The organism is Pseudaeromonas sp. HNCC25DJ180, assembly GCF_055413345.1.
On the sequence record NZ_JBVAYF010000005.1, the window covers coordinates 118,579 to 137,486 of the forward strand.

17 protein-coding genes are annotated in these 18,908 nt (G+C 56.9%); 7 read left to right on the top strand and 10 right to left on the bottom strand.

Annotated elements, in window-relative coordinates; all coding sequences use genetic code 11:
• Positions 1 to 50: 50 nt before the first annotated feature.
• The 10 genes from ACZYTD_RS06115 to ACZYTD_RS06160 form a co-directional block, all read right to left on the bottom strand.
• On the bottom strand, positions 51 to 1,946 hold the full coding sequence (locus ACZYTD_RS06115; protein ID WP_463890318.1) for a flagellar hook-length control protein FliK: 1,896 nt from the start codon (positions 1,944 to 1,946) through the stop codon (positions 51 to 53).
• A gap of 198 nt (positions 1,947 to 2,144) precedes the next feature.
• Complete coding sequence (fliJ, locus tag ACZYTD_RS06120; protein ID WP_463890320.1) at positions 2,145 to 2,594, bottom strand: flagellar export protein FliJ; 450 nt, start codon at positions 2,592 to 2,594, stop codon at positions 2,145 to 2,147.
• Positions 2,591 to 3,925, bottom strand: a complete 1,335-nt coding sequence (gene fliI / locus ACZYTD_RS06125) for a flagellar protein export ATPase FliI (RefSeq protein WP_463890322.1) — start codon at positions 3,923 to 3,925, stop codon at positions 2,591 to 2,593. Before fliI ends, fliJ begins: the two co-directional genes overlap by 4 nt.
• On the bottom strand, positions 3,922 to 4,737 hold the full coding sequence (gene fliH, locus ACZYTD_RS06130; protein WP_463890324.1) for a flagellar assembly protein FliH: 816 nt from the start codon (positions 4,735 to 4,737) through the stop codon (positions 3,922 to 3,924). Before fliH ends, fliI begins: the two co-directional genes overlap by 4 nt.
• A gap of 22 nt (positions 4,738 to 4,759) precedes the next feature.
• Positions 4,760 to 5,803, bottom strand: a complete 1,044-nt coding sequence (gene fliG, locus ACZYTD_RS06135) for a flagellar motor switch protein FliG (protein ID WP_463890326.1) — start codon at positions 5,801 to 5,803, stop codon at positions 4,760 to 4,762.
• Positions 5,800 to 7,539: a flagellar basal-body MS-ring/collar protein FliF gene (gene fliF / locus ACZYTD_RS06140; RefSeq protein ID WP_463890328.1), complete on the bottom strand. Its 1,740-nt coding sequence runs from the start codon at positions 7,537 to 7,539 to the stop codon at positions 5,800 to 5,802. The genes fliG and fliF overlap by 4 nt, the downstream gene beginning before the upstream one ends.
• 10 nt (positions 7,540 to 7,549) lie before the next feature.
• Positions 7,550 to 7,867, bottom strand: coding sequence for a flagellar hook-basal body complex protein FliE (fliE, locus tag ACZYTD_RS06145; RefSeq protein ID WP_463890330.1), 318 nt, complete (start codon positions 7,865 to 7,867; stop codon positions 7,550 to 7,552).
• A 160-nt stretch (positions 7,868 to 8,027) separates the two neighbouring features.
• Positions 8,028 to 9,407, bottom strand: coding sequence for a sigma-54-dependent transcriptional regulator (locus tag ACZYTD_RS06150; protein WP_463890332.1), 1,380 nt, complete (start codon positions 9,405 to 9,407; stop codon positions 8,028 to 8,030).
• Complete coding sequence (locus ACZYTD_RS06155; RefSeq protein WP_463890334.1) at positions 9,404 to 10,450, bottom strand: sensor histidine kinase; 1,047 nt, start codon at positions 10,448 to 10,450, stop codon at positions 9,404 to 9,406. Before ACZYTD_RS06155 ends, ACZYTD_RS06150 begins: the two co-directional genes overlap by 4 nt.
• 103 nt (positions 10,451 to 10,553) lie before the next feature.
• Positions 10,554 to 11,987, bottom strand: coding sequence for a sigma-54 dependent transcriptional regulator (locus ACZYTD_RS06160; RefSeq protein WP_463890336.1), 1,434 nt, complete (start codon positions 11,985 to 11,987; stop codon positions 10,554 to 10,556).
• A gap of 227 nt (positions 11,988 to 12,214) precedes the next feature.
• Between ACZYTD_RS06160 and pseB the strand changes: the two genes are divergently transcribed.
• From pseB to ACZYTD_RS06195, 7 genes are read left to right on the top strand one after another with little or no spacing between them, the layout of a single operon-like run.
• Positions 12,215 to 13,219, top strand: a complete 1,005-nt coding sequence (gene pseB, locus ACZYTD_RS06165; protein ID WP_463890338.1) for a UDP-N-acetylglucosamine 4,6-dehydratase (inverting) — start codon at positions 12,215 to 12,217, stop codon at positions 13,217 to 13,219.
• Positions 13,216 to 14,358, top strand: coding sequence for a UDP-4-amino-4,6-dideoxy-N-acetyl-beta-L-altrosamine transaminase (gene pseC, locus ACZYTD_RS06170; RefSeq protein WP_463890340.1), 1,143 nt, complete (start codon positions 13,216 to 13,218; stop codon positions 14,356 to 14,358). Before pseB ends, pseC begins: the two co-directional genes overlap by 4 nt.
• Positions 14,349 to 15,194: an aldo/keto reductase gene (locus ACZYTD_RS06175; protein WP_463890342.1), complete on the top strand. Its 846-nt coding sequence runs from the start codon at positions 14,349 to 14,351 to the stop codon at positions 15,192 to 15,194. The genes pseC and ACZYTD_RS06175 overlap by 10 nt, the downstream gene beginning before the upstream one ends.
• Positions 15,191 to 15,946: a cytidylyltransferase domain-containing protein gene (locus ACZYTD_RS06180; protein WP_463890344.1), complete on the top strand. Its 756-nt coding sequence runs from the start codon at positions 15,191 to 15,193 to the stop codon at positions 15,944 to 15,946. The genes ACZYTD_RS06175 and ACZYTD_RS06180 overlap by 4 nt, the downstream gene beginning before the upstream one ends.
• Complete coding sequence (locus tag ACZYTD_RS06185) at positions 15,943 to 17,232, top strand: aminotransferase class III-fold pyridoxal phosphate-dependent enzyme (RefSeq protein WP_463890346.1); 1,290 nt, start codon at positions 15,943 to 15,945, stop codon at positions 17,230 to 17,232. Before ACZYTD_RS06180 ends, ACZYTD_RS06185 begins: the two co-directional genes overlap by 4 nt.
• Positions 17,233 to 18,189, top strand: a complete 957-nt coding sequence (locus tag ACZYTD_RS06190; RefSeq protein WP_463890348.1) for a hypothetical protein — start codon at positions 17,233 to 17,235, stop codon at positions 18,187 to 18,189.
• Positions 18,186 to 18,824 carry a formyltransferase family protein gene (locus ACZYTD_RS06195; protein WP_463890350.1) on the top strand — a complete coding sequence of 213 codons (639 nt, stop codon included), beginning with the start codon at positions 18,186 to 18,188 and terminating at the stop codon, positions 18,822 to 18,824. Before ACZYTD_RS06190 ends, ACZYTD_RS06195 begins: the two co-directional genes overlap by 4 nt.
• The last annotated feature ends 84 nt before the right edge of the window (positions 18,825 to 18,908 follow it).

The following is an 18,908-nucleotide window of genomic DNA, read 5'->3' on the forward strand; positions in this document are numbered from 1 at the left end:
TTGAGTCACCCGCATTCTGGGGCCTAATCATAAGCTCCCTGCCACCGGCATCAAGCGTAGAAATCAATTCCTGCGGCCTGGCGCGAGCGAACGCTCAGATTCTGCTCGGACACTTCACCGGCTTGGCTTTCCGCCCCACGGCCCTGGCTACTCGACTGACCCCGCCCGCTTGAGCTCTCGCCCCCGGCTTGCGCCGACCACTGGCCAGATTGCCCGCTCTGCCCCTGCCCCGATGCCTGTTGCTGCACCGTGGCCTGATTCAACTGTATGCCCTGCTGAGCCAACATTTCTCTAAGTTTAGGCAGGGTTTGCTCCACCGCCTCGCGGGAGTGGTGTTGCTGCACGATAAACTGCACGCTGGCCTGCTGATCCTGGCCAATGGAAAGCTGAATGGTCATCTTACCCATGCCTCGGGGCTCCAGTTCCAGCTCTGCCTCTTGCCATTTCTGCCCTATCATCAGAGTCAAACGCTCGGCAAGCTCAGGCGCCGCCTTGCTATGGGACTCCATGTTGACCGCTGCCAGTTCACGATAGATCTCGCTCCCCCGCTCGGCCGCTGCCGTCAACGGCGTCGTTCCAGACTGCGCAGGCGTTGCAGGCGTTGCATGCGCCACCTGCGCCAGATGGCTTGGGTTGACCGGCTCAGCCATACCGCTTGATGTCTGCGGCCCGCTCTCTGCGACCGGCTGCTCCAGCTTATTGGCTTTACCCAGGCTCTTTTCCTTACTCTCCTCGCCCAACAGGGTGACAATGCGTTGCGTATCCCCCTGAGGTAACTCACCTAGCGTCGGCTCAGCTTTACTCTTGCTTGGGGGTGCCGCAGCGGACGTCGCCGAGCTCTCGGTCGATACCAGGCTCGCCGCGGCATCGACCACCGCCGTCGCTGCCGCGCCAACGGTATCCCTCCCCACCATAGGCTCTGCCGAGTCCATGGCTGGCTGAAGATCCCTCTGGGGTGAAGAGGAAGAGGATGCAACAGTTCGATCCGCCTCGCCTTTGCCACTCGCCTCTGGCGTGGCTAGCGACTTGGCTACCTCTTGGCCTTTGTTCGCCGCAGAGAGATCCGTGGACGTACTCGGCTCTTGCGTTGTCTCTGATGCTACCTGCAATTTTGAGCTCAGACTCGCCGTTGCCTCGGTATCGGTTTGAGTTTGTGCGGCAGCTGTACTGCCAAGAGTTCGAGCGTGCTCCGCCAACAAGCGGGGTTTTCCCTTGGCATCGGTGAGCAAAGGATCCGCGTCAACCCCAGCGGCAGCAGAGTGCTGCCCCGAAATGGGTGGCAACTGACCCCCACCCTGACTGACCATCAGCTCCAGTGCCGTATCTTGCTCCTCGGCTGCCGATCCACTACCGACAGGCGCTGAGGAACCGCTCAACGGTAGCATGGACAAAGAGAGCACAGCCTCACCATCACGCTCTTGCGGCAATAGTTTGCCGCCCTGTGCTTGATGACCCGTTTTGCTCGACGTCTCAGCGACATCACGACTCGTGACTGAGTCGCTATCCGTAGCGGAGTCGGAGTTAGAGGCCTCATCCCCCTCCTTGGGTAAACCCAACTCGGTCGGAGTCACTAACGAGGCTTGCAGATGTTGTAAAAAGTCTATCGTCGCTTCTTGCTGCTCTTGCTTGCCCGTTTTAGCGCCCTTAGATGCCTGGGGAGTAGCGGTATGCACCCCATGACTCATCTTACTCTCGCCATCAGTGACTTCGGGCGCTGCCTCATCCTCTGCACTGAGGCGTTCTTGCCGCAGATCCGCCGCCTCGATGCTGGCCTGTGCCTTGCCGGCTTCCAGTGAAGCGTCCGCAGATAGGCGGGCATCGGTGCCAGAACGCTGCTTATCCATGAGAGCCGAAAAACCACTATCGCCACGATTAGCCGGAAGAGCAGATTGAGCCGGCCCCTCAGAGACACTCTCCAGCTTGGCTGTTGTTATCGATTGCAGCATCGGCGACCACCTACTCTGGACTCAGAGCCTGTTGAAGTTAAAAAAGCGGATGATAACGCGGCATCACCCCGCGCCTGCGGCTATGATCACGCACATCATGCCTTTTACTAGCAACATTCAGACCAGGTATTGATGGTCATGATGCTAGGGAATGAATAGAAAGGAGGAATAGGCGAGAAAGACGCGAGTGAATCTGAGTTAACTATTCTCGTTAGTCTGGCGGTGAAAATGTTGGAAGGTGGAAAACTCATCGAGCAATTTTTGCTCTTGTCGGGCCAAGCGCTGCGCCTCCTTGCTGGCCTTGCGCTCCAGCAGGGTCTCCAGCGCCTTACGCTGCTGCTGCAACTCCAGCCACTCCTGACGACGTTTTTCCGTCACCTGGCGTACCTGGTTCAACCCTTCCAGCTGTTGTTTTGACGCATGATCCAACTTATTGATGAAGGCCTGAAAGTGGCCAAACTGCAAGCCGGTCAACCCCTGACTACCCCGCTCAGTCAGCTGAGTAGAGTAGTTCTGCCGATACTGGTTCAAGGCATCCAGTTGCATCTCAAAGCGCTGCTGATCCTGCCTGGCCTGGGCCAAGACCCGGGCGGCGCGATCCTCGGCTTCATGTAGCCTCTCCGCCAGTAATTGCAGTGCCTTACTCATGCTTGACCTCGCAACAGGGTCGTCGCCACCTGCTGCAGACCTTGCAGACAGCTATCGTAGGGCACGACCTCTTTCATCTGCTGCTGCAAGAACTGCTCCAGCATGGGCCGGATGGCAATCGCCAGATCCAGACGATGATCCGCACCACGCTGATAGGCGCCAATAGTGATGAGATCCCGGTTCTGTTGGTAGAGGGAGTAATACTGCTTGATGGTTCTGGCCATGGCCAGATGCTCGTCCGAGGTGACCATGGGCATCACCCGGCTGATGGATTTTTCGATGTCGATAGCTGGGTAGTGACCGCTGTCGGCCAGGTCCCGCGACAACACTATGTGGCCATCGAGAATGGCCCGGGCGGCATCGGCGATGGGATCCTGCAGATCGTCCCCTTCGGTCAGCACGGTAAAGAAGGCGGTGATGGAGCCCTGCCCCTCGGCACCATTGCCCGCCCGCTCGACCAGAGCTGGCAGCTTGGCAAATACCGAGGGCGGATAGCCCTTGGTAGCCGGCGGCTCACCTATGGCCAGAGCTATCTCCCGCTGAGCCTGGGCATAACGGGTCAAGGAGTCCATCAGCAGTAGAACATTAAGCCCCTGATCGCGAAAATACTCGGCTATGGTCAGGGCTGTTTCGCACCCCTTAAGACGCATCAAGGGCGAGGCATCGGCCGGTGCCGCAACCACCACGGAGCGCGCTCGCCCCTCTTCGCCCAAGATCTCTTCGATAAACTCTTTGACTTCTCGGCCCCGCTCGCCGATAAGCCCCACCACTACCACATCGGCAGTAGTGCCTCGGGTCATCATGCCCAACAGCACGGATTTACCGACCCCAGAGCCGGCAAATAACCCCATACGCTGCCCTTGGCCCACGGTCAGAATGGCGTTGATGGCGCGCACCCCTACATCCATGGGCAGGTGGATCGGTTTACGGGAGAGGGGGTTGAGCCGCTTGGAGACAAAACGGGCCGAATTGGCGGTGATGATCTCCCCCAAGCCGTCCAATGGCACACCGACCCCATCGATCACCCGCCCCAGCAGCTCCATGCCGACCGGGATACCGTGCTCCTCACCTATGGGTGTCACTTTGGCACCAGGCACCACCCCTTTGAGCTGCTCACTGGGCATGAGGAAGAGTTTCTCGCCGGAAAAACCGACCACCTCAGCCTCCAGATACCCGTCCAGAGTCTCGATACGGCAGAGGGTGCCCACCGCAGTACGGCAGCCAATGGCTTCCAGGGTCAGCCCCACCACCCGGGTCAGTTTGCCGGCCACATTGAAACGCGGCGGCACCTCGCCAATTTTGTAGCGTTGCAACTGGCTCAGCAGGGTCATAACGCACGATCCGCATTGGTTCGCAGGAAGTTGCGTAGCAGGTTCTCGATGCGCTGCTCCAGCAACAGGTCGATGCTGGAGGTACGGCTGGTGAGCTGCAGATCACCGCGCTGCAGAGCCGGCTCAGCCACCAGAGTCCAGCCGCGCTTCTGACACTCCTCCTCACCATACGCCTGCAGCACCATGGCGAGATCATCGGGGTGCAACTCCAACGTCACCCCCTCCTCGGCACAGGGTAACTGCTTGACCGCCTCTTTCAATGAACCGAGCAACAAATCAGGCGAGGAGTGAACCTCCTGTTTGATCAAGGATTTGGCCAACATCATCGCCAGCCAGACCAGTTGTTGCTCCACCTGAATATCCACCTGCTCCATAGGCTGGGCCAATTTGCCCAGCATGGCCTGCCAGTGACTCAGTTGTTCGGCAATCAGTGACTGGCCCATGGCCAAGCCCTCGGCCTGGCCCTGCTCGAGCCCGATCGCATGTCCCTGTTGCAGCCCCGCCAGTTTGCCCTCTTCCTGACCCTGGTTAAAACCCGCCTCACGCCCCTCGGCAAAACCATCCTCGTAGGCCGCCTGGCGTACCGCCTCTATCTCTTCCAGTGTCAAGGGTTGTTGCTCTGGCTCGGGGGGCAGCTCCTCCTCCTCGGCTCCCTGGGACTCTTCGTACCAGTTGGGGGCATAGCCCAGCACATTGCTCTCTTCGCTGGACTTGGGCGTTTCCATCAGCGGCCAATTCCAAGCGGCAAAAGCCCGCTCCTCGTCAGAGAGAGCGGGCTGGGATGCATTATCGGGTTTGCCTGGCTTATCCATAACCTACCTTGTCCACTAGATGTTAGAGGAAGTCGTCGCCACCACCGGATCCAAGCATGATCTCGCCCGCGTCGGCCAAGCGGCGGGCAATGGAGAGGATCTCCTTCTGCGCCGCTTCCACATCGCTAACCCGCACCGGCCCCATGGCCGCCAGATCTTCGATCATCATCTCGGCCGCGCGCTTGGACATGTTCTTCATGAACTTATCCTTGAGCTGATCGTCGGCCCCCTTGAGGGCCTTTTGCAGCAACTCGCCAGGAACTTCGCGTAGCAAGCTCTGTACCCCGCGATCATCCACATCGATAAGGTTTTCGAATACGAACATCAAATCCTGGATCTGCTGGCTCATCTCCTCATCGGAGTCACGGATGGCATCCATTAACTGCCCTTCCACATTGGTATCCAGGTAGTTCATGATGCTGGCCGCTGCCTTCAGGCCGCCCATCTTGGCCGCCTGCGCACCCGCCGCACCGGCAAACTGTTTCTCCATGATATCGTTCAACTCTTGCAACGCCGCCGGTTGCACCTCTTCCAAGTTGGCAATACGCATAATAAGATCCAGTCTCACCTGCTCCGGGAACTGACTGAGGATCTCCGCCGACTGCTCGGGATCCAGGTAGGAGAGCACTATGGTCTGGATCTGTGGATGTTCGTTCTGGATGATGCTAGCCACCTGGCGCGCATCCATCCACTTGAGCGAGTCCAGACCCCGGGCGCCCGAGCCCATGATGATCTGATCCACCAGATTACCAGCCTTGTCTTCACCCAGCGCCGCCACCAGAGCCTTGCGCACGAAGTCCTCGCTACCAATACCTATGTTGGAGAACTTCTGGATATCCTCGATGAACTGGCGATGCACGGCCGTGACGCGCTCGTGGCCAAAGTCTTTCATGGAGGCCATGGACATCCCCAACCGTTGCACCTGCTTGGGCTCCAGGTGACGGAAGATCTGGGCCGCATCCTCCTCATTGAGGCTGAGCATCAATACCGCCGCCATCTCCATACCACTCATGGCATCCAGCAGTTGCTTCTGCTCTGCGGTGATCTGATTCTTGTTTTCACTCATTTAGTCGGCATCTCCTTGGCAACCCACTCCTTGACCACCTGCGCGGCCAAGTCAGGTTCATTGGCCACCAGGGCACGGACCGCCTTGAGCAGATCCTCGTCCCTATGCAGATCGGGCAACATCAACTGACCATTGCGGATACCAAATACTGGCTCATGCATCTCGGCCTGGGTGGCTAACAGACTCAGTTCGTCATCCCCCTCCAAGGCCAGCGAGCTATCCATATCCACCTCTTTGCCTTCGGGTCTGGCATCCGGGTAGAGCAGGCGGTTCATCATGGGCCGGACGACGGTGACGATCAGCACTATGATGACCAGCACAGAGGCAGCAATCTGCAGGGCCCGCCAGAAGCGAGGATCATCCATAAACGGCGTGGCGGTATCCACATTCTGCAACTCGGGGCGATTGAAGGGCAGACTAACCACCTCCAGGTTATCACCACGGCTGACATCAAAACCCAGTCCGCCCTTGAGCAGACGGCGTATGGTGTCGAGCTCCTCCTGGCTGCGGGCTGCGCGCGTTACTTTACCGTCGGCCCCCGTGCTATTAGCATAATCCACCCCCACAGAAACCGTCAGGCGCCGGATGCCGCCCATATTGCGCTGAGTACGGCTGATGGTGGTATCCAACTCAAAGTTGCGGGTCGCCTCCTTGCGGCTACGCCCACTGGCCTGACTCTGTTGGCTACTGGTGCCTGTAGTGGCCTGCTGCGGAATGGAGCTATTGAGTGGCGGCTGGTTGGAGAGTGCCCCCGGCACGCCCATGGCACCATTACCCACGTTATTCTCTTCCACCGTCATCTCGGAGCGTACGGCAGGCAAGTCCGGGTTATAACTCTTGCGGGTCTGCTCCTCCTCGGTGAAATCCAGACTGATGTCTACCTCGGCGGTATAGTTATCCACACCGAGTACAGGAATGAGAATGGAGTCGATCTTCTGTTTATACTCAGACTCCTTCTTCTGCTGCATCTCGAACTCTTTGCGTGTCCGCGCGGCGATCGGATCCTGAGAGCCAGAGTTGAGCAGGCGGCCATTCTGATCGGTGACAGTCACATGCCCTGGCTCCAGGCCATGGACCGCGGAAGCCACGGTATCGACTATGGCATCCACCTCTTCCTGCTTGAGCCCGCTGCTGCCCTTCAAGGAGACCACAACCGTGGCGCTGGGCTTGCGCTCATTGCGGGCGAAGACATTCTCCTTGGGAATGGCTAGCAGTACCGTGGCCTTGCCTATGCTGCTGTATTGTTCAATGGCGCGGGCCAGCTGCTGTTCACGACTGTACTTCAGCCGTTCCCCTTCCAGCCGTTGACTGACACCAAAACCGGTATCTTTCAGCAGCAGCGCATCACCACTGGGCAACTCGGCCTGGGCCAGCCCGGAGCGCTTGAGCTGCAGTGTGATGTTGGGATACTCCTCGGCACTGACCATGACGGTACTGCCTTCAACCTTGTAGCTGATCTTCTGTTGATCCAGGTAATCCAGGGTCTTGACTAACTCTTCGGTGGAAAATTTACCCAGCGGGCGCATCTCGGGCTCGGAACCCCAGACCAGAATAAAAACGGCAATCGCCAGACAGATGGCCAGGCCCAGGATCAGGGTGATCTGGCGCAGCACATCCGGATTGGACAAAAAGGCAAAAGAGGTGGGTTTAGGGGCAGCGGCGACATCATCCAGGCCGCCACCTAACAGGGGGTCACCACCCGCCACCATCAGGTCATTACGCTTATCATCGGCCATGATTCACCTCTTAAACCGGCATATTCATGATGGTCTTGTAAGCCTCGACCACCTTGTTCCGCACCTGAACTGTTGCTTCGAATGCGATGGAGGACTTCTGTCCAGAAATCATCACATCCGACAGATTGACGCTCTTGTCACCCATATCAAAGCGGGTACGCAGATCGCTGGTTTGCTCTTGCAGACCATTGACGTTATCCAGAGCGGCCTTGAGCATGGTGCTAAAGTCTTGTTGGACGGCACCATTGCCCGGAGTGGCTCGGGTACCATTGGCCTCAAAGCGCAGGGACTGGAGCTCTTTGAACAGGGAAGCGGCTTGCACGTCCATAGGCTTTTCCTTAACGTCGTAAAATTGACTCACACCGGGATATACCTAGATAGAGCAATTTTAGTGCCAGGAGAATAACACAGCTAAGGGACTGTCATTGAAGTGTTTTTAAGAAGGAAGGCCCGCAAGAAGCGGGCCTGGTCACGTTTATTCAGCCTGGTTAATCCGGGACCTCAATCCCCACATCCCGCATCCGAGCCAACTTGTAGCGCAGGGTGCGGGGACTGATCCCCAACCGCTCGGCGACCGCCTTGCGACTACCCTGACAGGCGATCAGAGTATCGAGGATGATCTGGTGCTCCTGCTGACGCAACTCGTTACCCAGTTGCTCCATGCCCGGCAAGCGATCGACCCCGACAGCATAGCTGCTCTCCATGGTCAAAGCCGCGACGTTTGTCGATGCCCCGCCCCACTCGGGCAGATCCAGGATCAGATCCAGCTCGCGCACTTGTACACCATCGCAGAGGATCAGGGCACGCTGGATGACATTCTCCAGCTCGCGCACATTGCCCGGCCAGCCATAGTTCAGTAGCAACTCCCGGGCGCCCAGCGTCAACTCAGGTATTGCACTCCCCTGCTGGGTAGCATGGCGCAGCAGCAGATGCTCGGCCAGGGGCAGTATGTCGTCGGGCCGCTCACAGAGGGCACACCAGCGCAGGGGGAAGACATTCAGGCGATAGAAGAGATCCTCGCGGAATTTCCCGTCTGTCACCGCCTGACGCAGGTCCCGGTTGCTGGTGGCGATCACCCGAACATCCAGGGGTATGGTCTTGCGACTGCCGAGGCGCTCCACTTCGCGCTCCTGCAACACCCGCAGCAGCTTGGCCTGCAACCCCAGATCCATCTCGGTGATCTCATCCAGCAGCAGAGTGCCACCCTGGGCCTGTTCAAACTTGCCTGGGCACCCCTGTACCGCACCGGTGAAGGCCCCCTTTTCGTAACCGAACAGGGTGGCCTCCAGCATATTTTCCGGTATCGCCGCACAGTTGATGGCAATGAAGGCTTGCTCGGCCCGCCCGGACTGATCGTGAATAAAGCGTGCCAGCACCTCTTTACCGGTGCCGCTAGGGCCAGTGATCATGACGGTGGCATCCACCTTGGCCACCTTGGCGGCCAGTTGCAGCAATTCGGCCGTTTTCACATCCCCATAAATCGGCGTGCAGCGCTCAATCTTCTGAGGCGGCACATAACGGCTCACCTGATTGAGCAATACCTCAGGGGAGAAGGGCTTGGCCAGATAGTCGATGGCCCCTTCGCGCATGGCGCGCACCGCACCATCAATATTGGCGTAGGCGGTCATCAGTAGCACGGGCACCTGTGGATACTTCTGCCGTATGTTGCTCAGCAAAGTGTGACCATCCATACCGCCCATCTGAATATCGGAGATCACCATGTCACAGCCTTGCCGTCCCAGGCTTATCAGGGCGGCTTCGCCACTGTCAGCCTCCTGACAGGCATAACCGGCCAGCATCAGGGTATCGACAATGGCCTCGCGCAGGCCATGGTCATCCTCGACCACTAGAACGCGTGCCTGACTCATAATTGGCCTCCCAGGGCTCGTCGTTGCGCCTCACTGCCATGGCAGGGCAGACGCAGGGTGAAACAGCTCCCCTCTCCCTCCACCGAGGCCACTTCCACCTTGCCCTGATGGGCCTGGATCACGGCCTGCACCACGGCAAGACCCAGACCCGTACCATTAGAGCGGGTGGTGTAAAAGGGTTCAAAGATACGTTGCAGCCGCTCACGGGGCATGCCGGGGCCATTATCCACCACCCGGATCACGACCTCATCCTCCTGCCGGTGTGCCGAGAGCAGCAGTTGACTAGCCCCGACCTGCAGAGCATTGGTCAACAGATTATTGATGGCACTGGAGAGGGCTGTGGTATTGGCCAACAAGGGAATGGGCGGGTTATCCAGCTCCAGGGTTAGCTTGGCACCCGCCTGCAGCAGCATGGCCTCGGCGCCGCGCTCAATGGAACCAATCAGTTCGGTCAATTCGATGGGGGCAACGACCTGTTGCTCACCATTGCGGGCAAAGAGCAGCACATCGCTTACCTGCCCCTCCAGATCCCGCAATCGATCCATCAGTTTCTTCTGAAAGCTGCCTCGCGCCTCATTGCTCAGGGTTCTGTTGGCCAGGTTGGCACCATAGAGCATGGCCGCAGCCAGCGGAGTGCGGATCTGGTGAGCCAGGCTGGCCGCCATCTTGCCCAAGGCCGAGAGACGCTCCATGTGACCCAACTGCTCTTGCAAGCGTCGGGTTTCCGTCAGATCGGTTATCTGGATGAGCTGCCCCACCTGCTGGGTCAAGGGCTGAGTGGAGAGCTGCACTCGCTTGCCATTGGTCAAGGAGACCTCATGGCCATCATCCGGTCGCAGGCAGAAGACCCGCTGGATCACCGCCAACCAGCTCTCGCCCTCCAGCGGCTCGCCCAGCAAGGCAATGGCCGCCCGATTGGCTCGCGCTATGCGCCCTGAACCATCAAGCACCACCAAGCCAGAGGGGATCTGATCAAAGATCTCGCTAAATAGGGTGGGGGTGGCCAGCTCATTGGCTAATAGTGGCGTCGCTGCGTTACTCATGTCATAAACCCGATGGTCACAGGGGTGATAGCTGGTTTATTCAATATGCATGCCAGAAACGACCAAGGGCGCAATGAGCGCCCTTGGGGTCATAGGAGGATGACTACATATCCCGCGCCGTCATCTCATATTTCTTCATCTTCTCCACCAGAGTAGTGCGGCGCATACCCAACATGTCGGCGGCCCGCGCCACCACCCCATCTTGCATCTCCAAGGCCTGGCGTATCATCTCGATCTCCAGCTCTGCCAGCATCTCCTTGAGGTTCACGCCATCTTCGGGAAGCACTTGGGAAAAAGGATCATGCAGGGGCTCCTCCAGCGGCATGGCCGGCTCGGAGAGCACCTCAATGAGGGCATCACGCTCGGCCCACTCGTTGAGCGGTCCCTCCTCCTGCCAGACCTCGCTGCCATAACGGTACTTCACCGGCAGATCCTTGATATCGACGATGCGGTTGGGAAACAGGATAAGCAGACGCTCCACCAAGTTGGAGAGCTCCCGCACATTCCCCGGCCAGTTGTGCTGCATCAGGGACTCCATGGCCCGCTGAGTAAAACGTACATAGGCACGATGCTCCACCTGATGGCGATTGATAAGCTCCTGCAGCAGAGGCGGAATATCGTCGACGCGCTCCCGCAATGAGGGGGTCTCGATGGGAAAAACATTCAAGCGGTAGTAGAGATCTTCGCGAAAACGGTTCTCCACTATCATCTGCTCCAGATTGCGGTGGGTGGCGGCTATGATGCGCACATCGGCCTCTATCGGCTTGGTGCCCCCGACTCGCTCAAATAGCCGCTCCTGCAACACCCGCAGCAACTTAACCTGCATGGGCATAGGCATGTCGCCTATCTCATCCAGAAACAGGGTTCCCCCCTGGGCCAGTTCAAAACGTCCGCGCCGTGAGGAGATGGCGCCAGTAAAGGAACCCTTCTCGTGGCCAAACAGTTCGCTCTCCAGCAGATCGGCGGGGATGGCACCACAGTTGATGGGTACAAAGGGACCATTAGCCCGGGGGGAGAGCTCATGAATGGCCCGGGCCACCACCTCTTTGCCGGTACCTGATTCGCCAAGGATCAGCACGTTGGCATCCTTGCTGGCCACCTGCTCTATGAGGCGCCGCACGCTCTGAATGGCGTTGCCCTTACCCACCAACAGGCGCAGCAGGGTTTGGCTGTGTTCGCTGCCCTGCAGGGCCGGATGCATGGAGACAAAAGACTGACAGTAATGGAGCAACCGGGTCAGTTGTTCGTAGGTGCAGGGCTCAGCCAACGAACCGATGAGATTGCGATTGGGCAACTCGATGGCAGAGCAGGCGATGAAGGGGATGCCGGGATGCAGAGTCAGCAGCTTATCCAGCGAGGTGCTAGTCAACTCCCCCACCACCACGGCGGATATCTGCTCCAAAGCAGAGAGATAGGCCAGACAATCTTCCTCTGGCCCACTCTGCCACTGCCAGCCCATGAAGGCGAGTATGGTCTCCAGTTGCTGACGCCGGGCCTCATTGCCATCTATGATTAGCACATTCCCCATCAAATCCATCGTCTAATCCTTTAACCGAACTCTCAGCTCGAATATTCTGTTTGCCGTAATATATCAGCCAATTAGCTTATTCTCAGCACAAGTGTCAGAAAATCGTCGCTTCGTCAAAAAATCGGGCAATTCAGACGCTCATCCTGGTAAAAATCACGTCAAAATAGTCTGGCCTGTTTTTTGCCTATACAGAACCACGCACCTGGTTTGAGAAAAAACCTATTAAGGACAGCAAGATGTTGAACGACAAGACCATTCTCATCACCGGGGGAACTGGCTCCTTCGGCAAAAAATTTATCGCCACCATACTGGCTCGTTATACCCCCAAGAAGGTCATTGTCTACTCTCGGGATGAGCTCAAGCAGTTCGAGATGCAGCAGACCTTCAATCAACCCTGTATGCGTTACTTCATAGGCGATGTCCGGGATGCCCAGCGGCTAGACATGGCCATGCATGGCGTGGATTATGTAGTCCATGCCGCCGCGCTCAAACAGGTGCCCGCCGCCGAATACAACCCCATGGAATGCATCAAAACTAATGTGGGCGGAGCCGAAAACGTCATTCAGGCCGCCCTGCACAATGGGGTGCAGAAGGTCATCGCCCTCTCCACCGACAAGGCGGCCAACCCGGTCAACCTGTATGGCGCCACCAAACTCTGCTCCGACAAGCTGTTTGTGGCCGCCAATAATATGGCGGGCAGCAACCCGACTATCTTTTCTGTGGTGCGCTACGGTAACGTGGTGGGCTCCCGCGGCTCTGTGGTCCCCTTCTTCGATAAACTGATCAAGAGCGGTGCCAAGAGCCTGCCCATCACTCATAGCGAGATGACCCGCTTCTGGATCACGCTGCAGCAGGGGGTGGACTTTGTACTGGAGAACTTTGCCCGCATGAAGGGGGGGGAGCTATTTGTACCCAAGATCCCCTCGGTCCTCATGACAGATCTGGCCCGCGCCATGGCCCCCGATCTGCCCCTGGATATCATCGGCATTCGCCCGGGAGAAAAGTTGCATGAGGTAATGTGTCCGGCCGATGACTCTTACCACACCTTCGAATTCCACGACTATTATGTCATCTCCCCCAGCATCAGCTTCTCCAACCGCAACAATGACTTTACCGTCAACGCCCTGGGCGAAGTGGCCAAGCCGGTCGAGCCAGGATTTGAATACAATTCCCTAAACAATCAGCACTTCCTGTCGATAGCTGAATTACACGCCATGAACCAGCAGGTGCTCGCGGAATGATCCCCTATGGACGCCAATCCATTACCGATGCTGACATTGAAGCCGTCGTTGCGGTCTTAAAGTCGGACTACTTGACCCAAGGCGAGGCCGTGCCTGCCTTCGAGCTGGGGCTGGCCGACTACTGCCAGGTGCCCCATGTGGTGGCCTGCAGCAATGGCACCACGGCGCTCCATCTGGCCTGCGCAGCGCTGGAGCTGGGTGCCTACGACTGGGTCTGGGTCTCGGCCATCAGCTTTGTCGCCTCGGCAAACTGTGCCCGCTACTGTGGTGCCCAAGTGGATTTTGTCGATGTGGAGCCCGACACCGGTAACCTGAGCGTCAGCGCCCTGCAGAGCAAGCTGCAACTGGCCCAACGCAGTCAGACCCTGCCCAAGGCCCTGATCGCCGTCCATCTGGCGGGACAACCCTGTGATCTGCAAGAGATCAGCGCCCTATGCCGTCACTATGGCATACAGCTTATCGAAGATGCCTGCCATGCCCTGGGTGCCCGTTATCACGAGGCCCCCATCGGCAACTGTGCTTATAGTGACATGACGGTATTCAGCTTCCACCCGGTCAAACCCATCACCACGGGCGAAGGCGGCGCCATCACCACCCGCGATGAGCAGCTGGCCGCTAAATTGCGCCTCTACCGCAGCCATGGCATCACTCGTGAACCCGCTGAGCTGCAGCAAGCCAGCCCGGGCGGCTGGTATTATGAGCAGCAGGTATTGGGCTTTAACTATCGCCTCACCGATATTCAGGCGGCCCTGGGTCTGAGCCAGTTAACTCGTCTGGACGCCCTGATCGCCAGCCGACGGGCGCTGGCGGCCCGCTACGACAACCTGCTAGCTAACTTGCCACTGCAACCATTACGCCAGCAAACCGATCGCACCTCTGGCTACCATCTCTATGTCATCCAGGTGGCCGAGCGCGACAGCCTGTTTGCCCGCCTGCGGGCCGCGGGCATAGGGGTGAATGTCCACTACATTCCTATCCCGGCCCAACCCTATTACCGCAGTTTGGGCCAAGATCCGGCTCGTTATCCCGGCGCTCAGGCTTACTATCGCAGTGCCATCAGCCTGCCGCTGTTCCCCACCCTCTCCTTGACGGATCAGGATAGGGTCATCCACACACTGGAACGCGAGCTATGCGTCTAGCCTTGGGCACAGTACAGTTTGGTCTGGCCTATGGGGTCAGCAACCAAGCGGGCAAGGTGAGCGAGAGTGAGCTAACCGCCATTTTGAGCCTGGCCCGCCAGCTGGGGATCGATACCCTGGACACGGCGCAAGCCTACGGTGAAGCCGAGCAAAGGTTAGGTGCACAGCAAACGGCCGACTTTTCTTTAGTCAATAAATTGGCTCCCGGCGTACAAGCCGCTCAGGTCAACCAGTTTATCGAAGGCAGCTTGCAGCAGTTAAGGCGCACCCGCCTGGATGGCCTGCTGCTGCATCGCAGTCAAGACGCCACCCCAGAGCTGTTTTCGGCTTTGTTGGAACAGCAACAACAAGGCAAAGTGGGCAAGTTGGGCGTCTCTGTCTACTCGCCAGAGGAGCTTGAGCAGTGGCTGGCCCTGGGCTACCCCTTGCAGCTGGTGCAACTGCCTGCGAACTTGCTGGATCAACGCTTCTTGCGCTCGGGCTGGTTGGATCGATTGCAGGCGCTGGGGTGCGAAATTCATGTACGATCCCTCTTTTTGCAAGGGCTGCTACTGATGGCCCCGGCACAGCGCCCCAAGCAGTTTCAAGCCTTCAGCCAAGCACTGACGCGACTGGATAACTGGCGCCCTCATCTGGCACCACTGAATAAAGCCCTTAGCCTTATCACGGCTCTACCTCAAGTTAGCCGTTTCGTGGTGGGGGTGTGTCATGCTCACGAGCTAGCCGCCATAGCCGCAGCCTATCAACACCTGCATTCACTATGCGACCCTGAGCTTGCCAGCCTGGCCAGCTCGGAGCCTCAGCTCATCAATCCTGGACTTTGGAGCCCATCATGATACTTGGTATTCTGCAAGCCAGAGTCAGCTCCAGCCGACTGCCTGGCAAGGTACTCAAACCCTTGCTTGGTGAGCCCATGCTGGCCCGGCAGATAGAAAGACTCAAACGCTCGAAGCGGCTGGACCAGCTGCTGGTCGCCACCAGCGACCATGTAGAAGATGAGGCCATCGCCACCCTCTGCGCCCAGCTCGACATTCCCTGCTTTCGCGGCCCACTGGAAGACGTACTGCAGCGCTTCTATCTGGCCGCCCTCCCCTTTCACCCAACACAAATTGTCCGCCTGACCGGCGACTGCCCGCTGGCCGACCCTGAGCTGATAGATGAACTCATCGCCTTTCATCTCAATGGTGGCTATGACTATAGCTGCAACTGTTGGGAGCCCAGCTATCCAGATGGCCTGGATGCCGAAGTCGTCAGCTTCCCGACGCTCAAACTGCTGACCGAAAAAGCCTGGACCCAAGCCGAACGGGAGCACGTGACCTACTTTATCCGTCGCCACCCCCAGCATTTCAAGATAGGGCAGCTGAGTCGCACACCAAGCCTGGCTCACCTGCGCTGGACCGTCGATGAAGCCGCCGATTTTGCCCTGGTCGAGCAAATCTACAGTCGTCTCTATCCGGATCTGCCCGGCTTCACCACCCAGGATATCCTGACCCTGCTAGAGCAGGAGCCGGAACTCGCCACCCTCAATACCCAGCACCAGCGTAATGAAGGTCTGACCAAGTCGCTGGCCAAGGAGGCCAACTCATGAATCCACGCTACCAACACTCACTGGCACTCTCGGCCCGCGCCGAGCAGAGCATTCCGCTAGGCTCCCAGACCTTCTCCAAGAGCCGGCTCTGCTTTCCCTACGGCGCCGCCCCGCTGTTTATTGAACGCGGCCAAGGGGCCAAGGTCTGGGATGTAGACGGCAACGAATATCTGGACTTTGCCAGCGGTCTGCTGGCCATCAGCCTGGGCTATTGCGACCCGGATGTGAATCAAGCCGTGATCGAACAGCTCAATTTGGGTAGCATCTTCTCCCTGCCCCATCGTCTGGAAACCGAAGTCGCCGAGCAGCTTATCGAGCTCATCCCCTGCGCCGAGATGGTCCGCTTCGGCAAGAACGGCACGGATGCCACCTCGGCCTCTATCCGTCTCTCCCGCGCCATTACGGGTCGTGAGCGCGTGGCCGTCTGTGGCTACCATGGCTGGCAAGATTGGTATATCGGCTCCACCACCCGCCATCTGGGCGTACCCGAGTGCGTGCGTGAACTGACCCATCGCTTCGATTACAACGACTTAGCCTCACTGCAGGCCCTGTTCACGGCTCACCCCGGCGAATTTGCCGCCGTAATCCTGGAGCCCATGAATGTCACCTGGCCGACGCCTGCGTTTCTTCCCGGCCTGCGCCAGCTGTGCGATGAACAGGGTGCGCTGCTTATCTTCGATGAGACCATCACCGGCTTTCGCAACCATATCGGCGGCGCGCAAACCCTGTTTGGCGTCACCCCCGATCTCGCCGCCTTCGGCAAGGGGATGGCCAACGGCTTCCCCATCTCGGCGGTAGTTGGCAAGCGCGACTATATGCGCCGCATGGAGGATATCTTCTTCTCCGGGACCTTTGGTGGTGACGCCATTGCCCTGGCCGCCGCAAATGCCGTCATCAAGAAGATGCGGCGCCTGGATGTTCCCACCCGCTTGGCCGAGCGCGGCCAACAGCTGCTCGATGGGCTCAATGCCCTGTTGCAGGAGCTAAACGCTCCGGGCTGGCTCAGCACCGCCGGCCACCCCAGCTGGAGTTTCTTGCTGGTGGCAGATTCTGCCAACCACACCACCTGGCTGCTCAAGAGCTACCTCATTCAGGAGTTGTGCAAGCGCGGCATTCTCACCCTGGGCAGCCATAATCTGAATCTGGCACACAGCGAGCAAGATATACAGACCCTGCTCAAGGTCTATGCCGAGGTACTGCCCGAACTTATCCGCCTGGATGCGGCAGGCAAAGTGGCAGAGGCCCTGGATGGTGAGCCAATCCAGCCGGTATTTAAGGTCCGCTAAGTGTTGCCACTGTGGATATTCAGCGAGGGCGACCAAAAACGCGGCTTGGGCCACCTAAGCCGCTGCAGCGCCTATGCCGCGGCCTGGCGGCTACAGGGTGGAGAGGTACAGTGGGTCGTGGATGGTGACGCAACAGCACAGCGATTTCTCCAAGCCGAAACAGTAACATGGCGAGCATGGCAGAATAGTCCTGAGCTACTCACCTCAACTCATGGATTCGCTATTGTTGATAGTTATTCAGCAGCGCAATTTTTATTGCAGAAAATTGCAGAAAATTTCATTCGTGTGGTTTATATAGATGATACATATAGACTGCCCTACCCCAAGGGGTATGTCATCCACAGTTCGTCAGATAAAAAAGAATATACCAATGGCGAGGCTGAGTGGCTTATTGGACTGCAATGGCATCCACTCAGACCTGCATTCTGGGATGTATCAACACGAACGTCTGTTGCCAACAAAATAGAGAAAATTTTAATCATGATGGGCGCAACAGACGTCAGAAATATGATGCCATTGGTCATAAATATTGTTCAAAGTATTTATCCAGACACCGAAATTAATGTTATTTCAAACAATGCAAATTTTAAGTCTCATGATGGCTGCACTATTCATTCCAACTTGAATGATACACAAATGGCAAATTTGATGTGCAAATGTGACCTAGCAATAAGTGCAGCCGGTCAAACCACCTATGAACTTGCTGCATGTGGTTTACCCGCGATTCTCATCTGTCTCATTGACAACCAAGCTGGCCAATTCAATTGGTGGAAAGAGAATGGGATTTTCCCAGATGGGGTATGGTGGAATGATATTCTCATTGAGGAAAAACTAATTACGGCGCTTAAAAAAATGGCAAATCCTGATTATCGCCTAAATAGAGCTTGGAATGCTCAGCGAGTGATGAGCAATCGAGGAATTACCAATCTTTTCCAGCTATTAGTGGAGGACAAATGAAGATTACCATCCTTTGTACTAATGAAAGTCATCCAGTTAACTCATGGCTATACAAATGGATGACAAAGTACAGTGATAACCATCAAATAAAACTCGTAAGGACAGGAATAGAAGTAGAGGCTGGCGACATTCTTTTTTTGATATCTTGCCATGAGAAAATAACTAAAGAGCTCAGAGATAGATTCAAGTTTACACTTGTCCTTCATGCAAGTCCCCTCCCTGTTGGTCGAGGTATGTCACCCCATATATGGCAAATTATTGAGGGAAAGAACGAACTCACACTAACATTACTCAATGCTGAAGATGAACTTGACTCTGGCGATATCTGGTTTCAAATACCAATCAAACTTGATGGGACTGAGCTATTTGACGAGATAAATAATGAAATTTTTTCAGCTGAGATTGAGGCAATGACATGGGCTGTTAATCACATTAACGAAGCATTACCTTATAAGCAAATTGGGGTTGGTAGTTTTTATAGAAGACGAACGCCTCAAGATAACCAACTAGACCCTAACAAATCAATAGCAGAGCAATTCAATCTTTTACGAATAGCAAACCCAAACTATTTCCCTGCCTTTTTCGAAATAAATGGATGTAAATATAAAATATATCTCGAAAGGTATGATACATAATGGAATAGTAAAACTTATCATGGCTGAATTATCAGCCAATCATAGCTACTGTTTAGATTATCCTGACAACAATTCACGTTATAA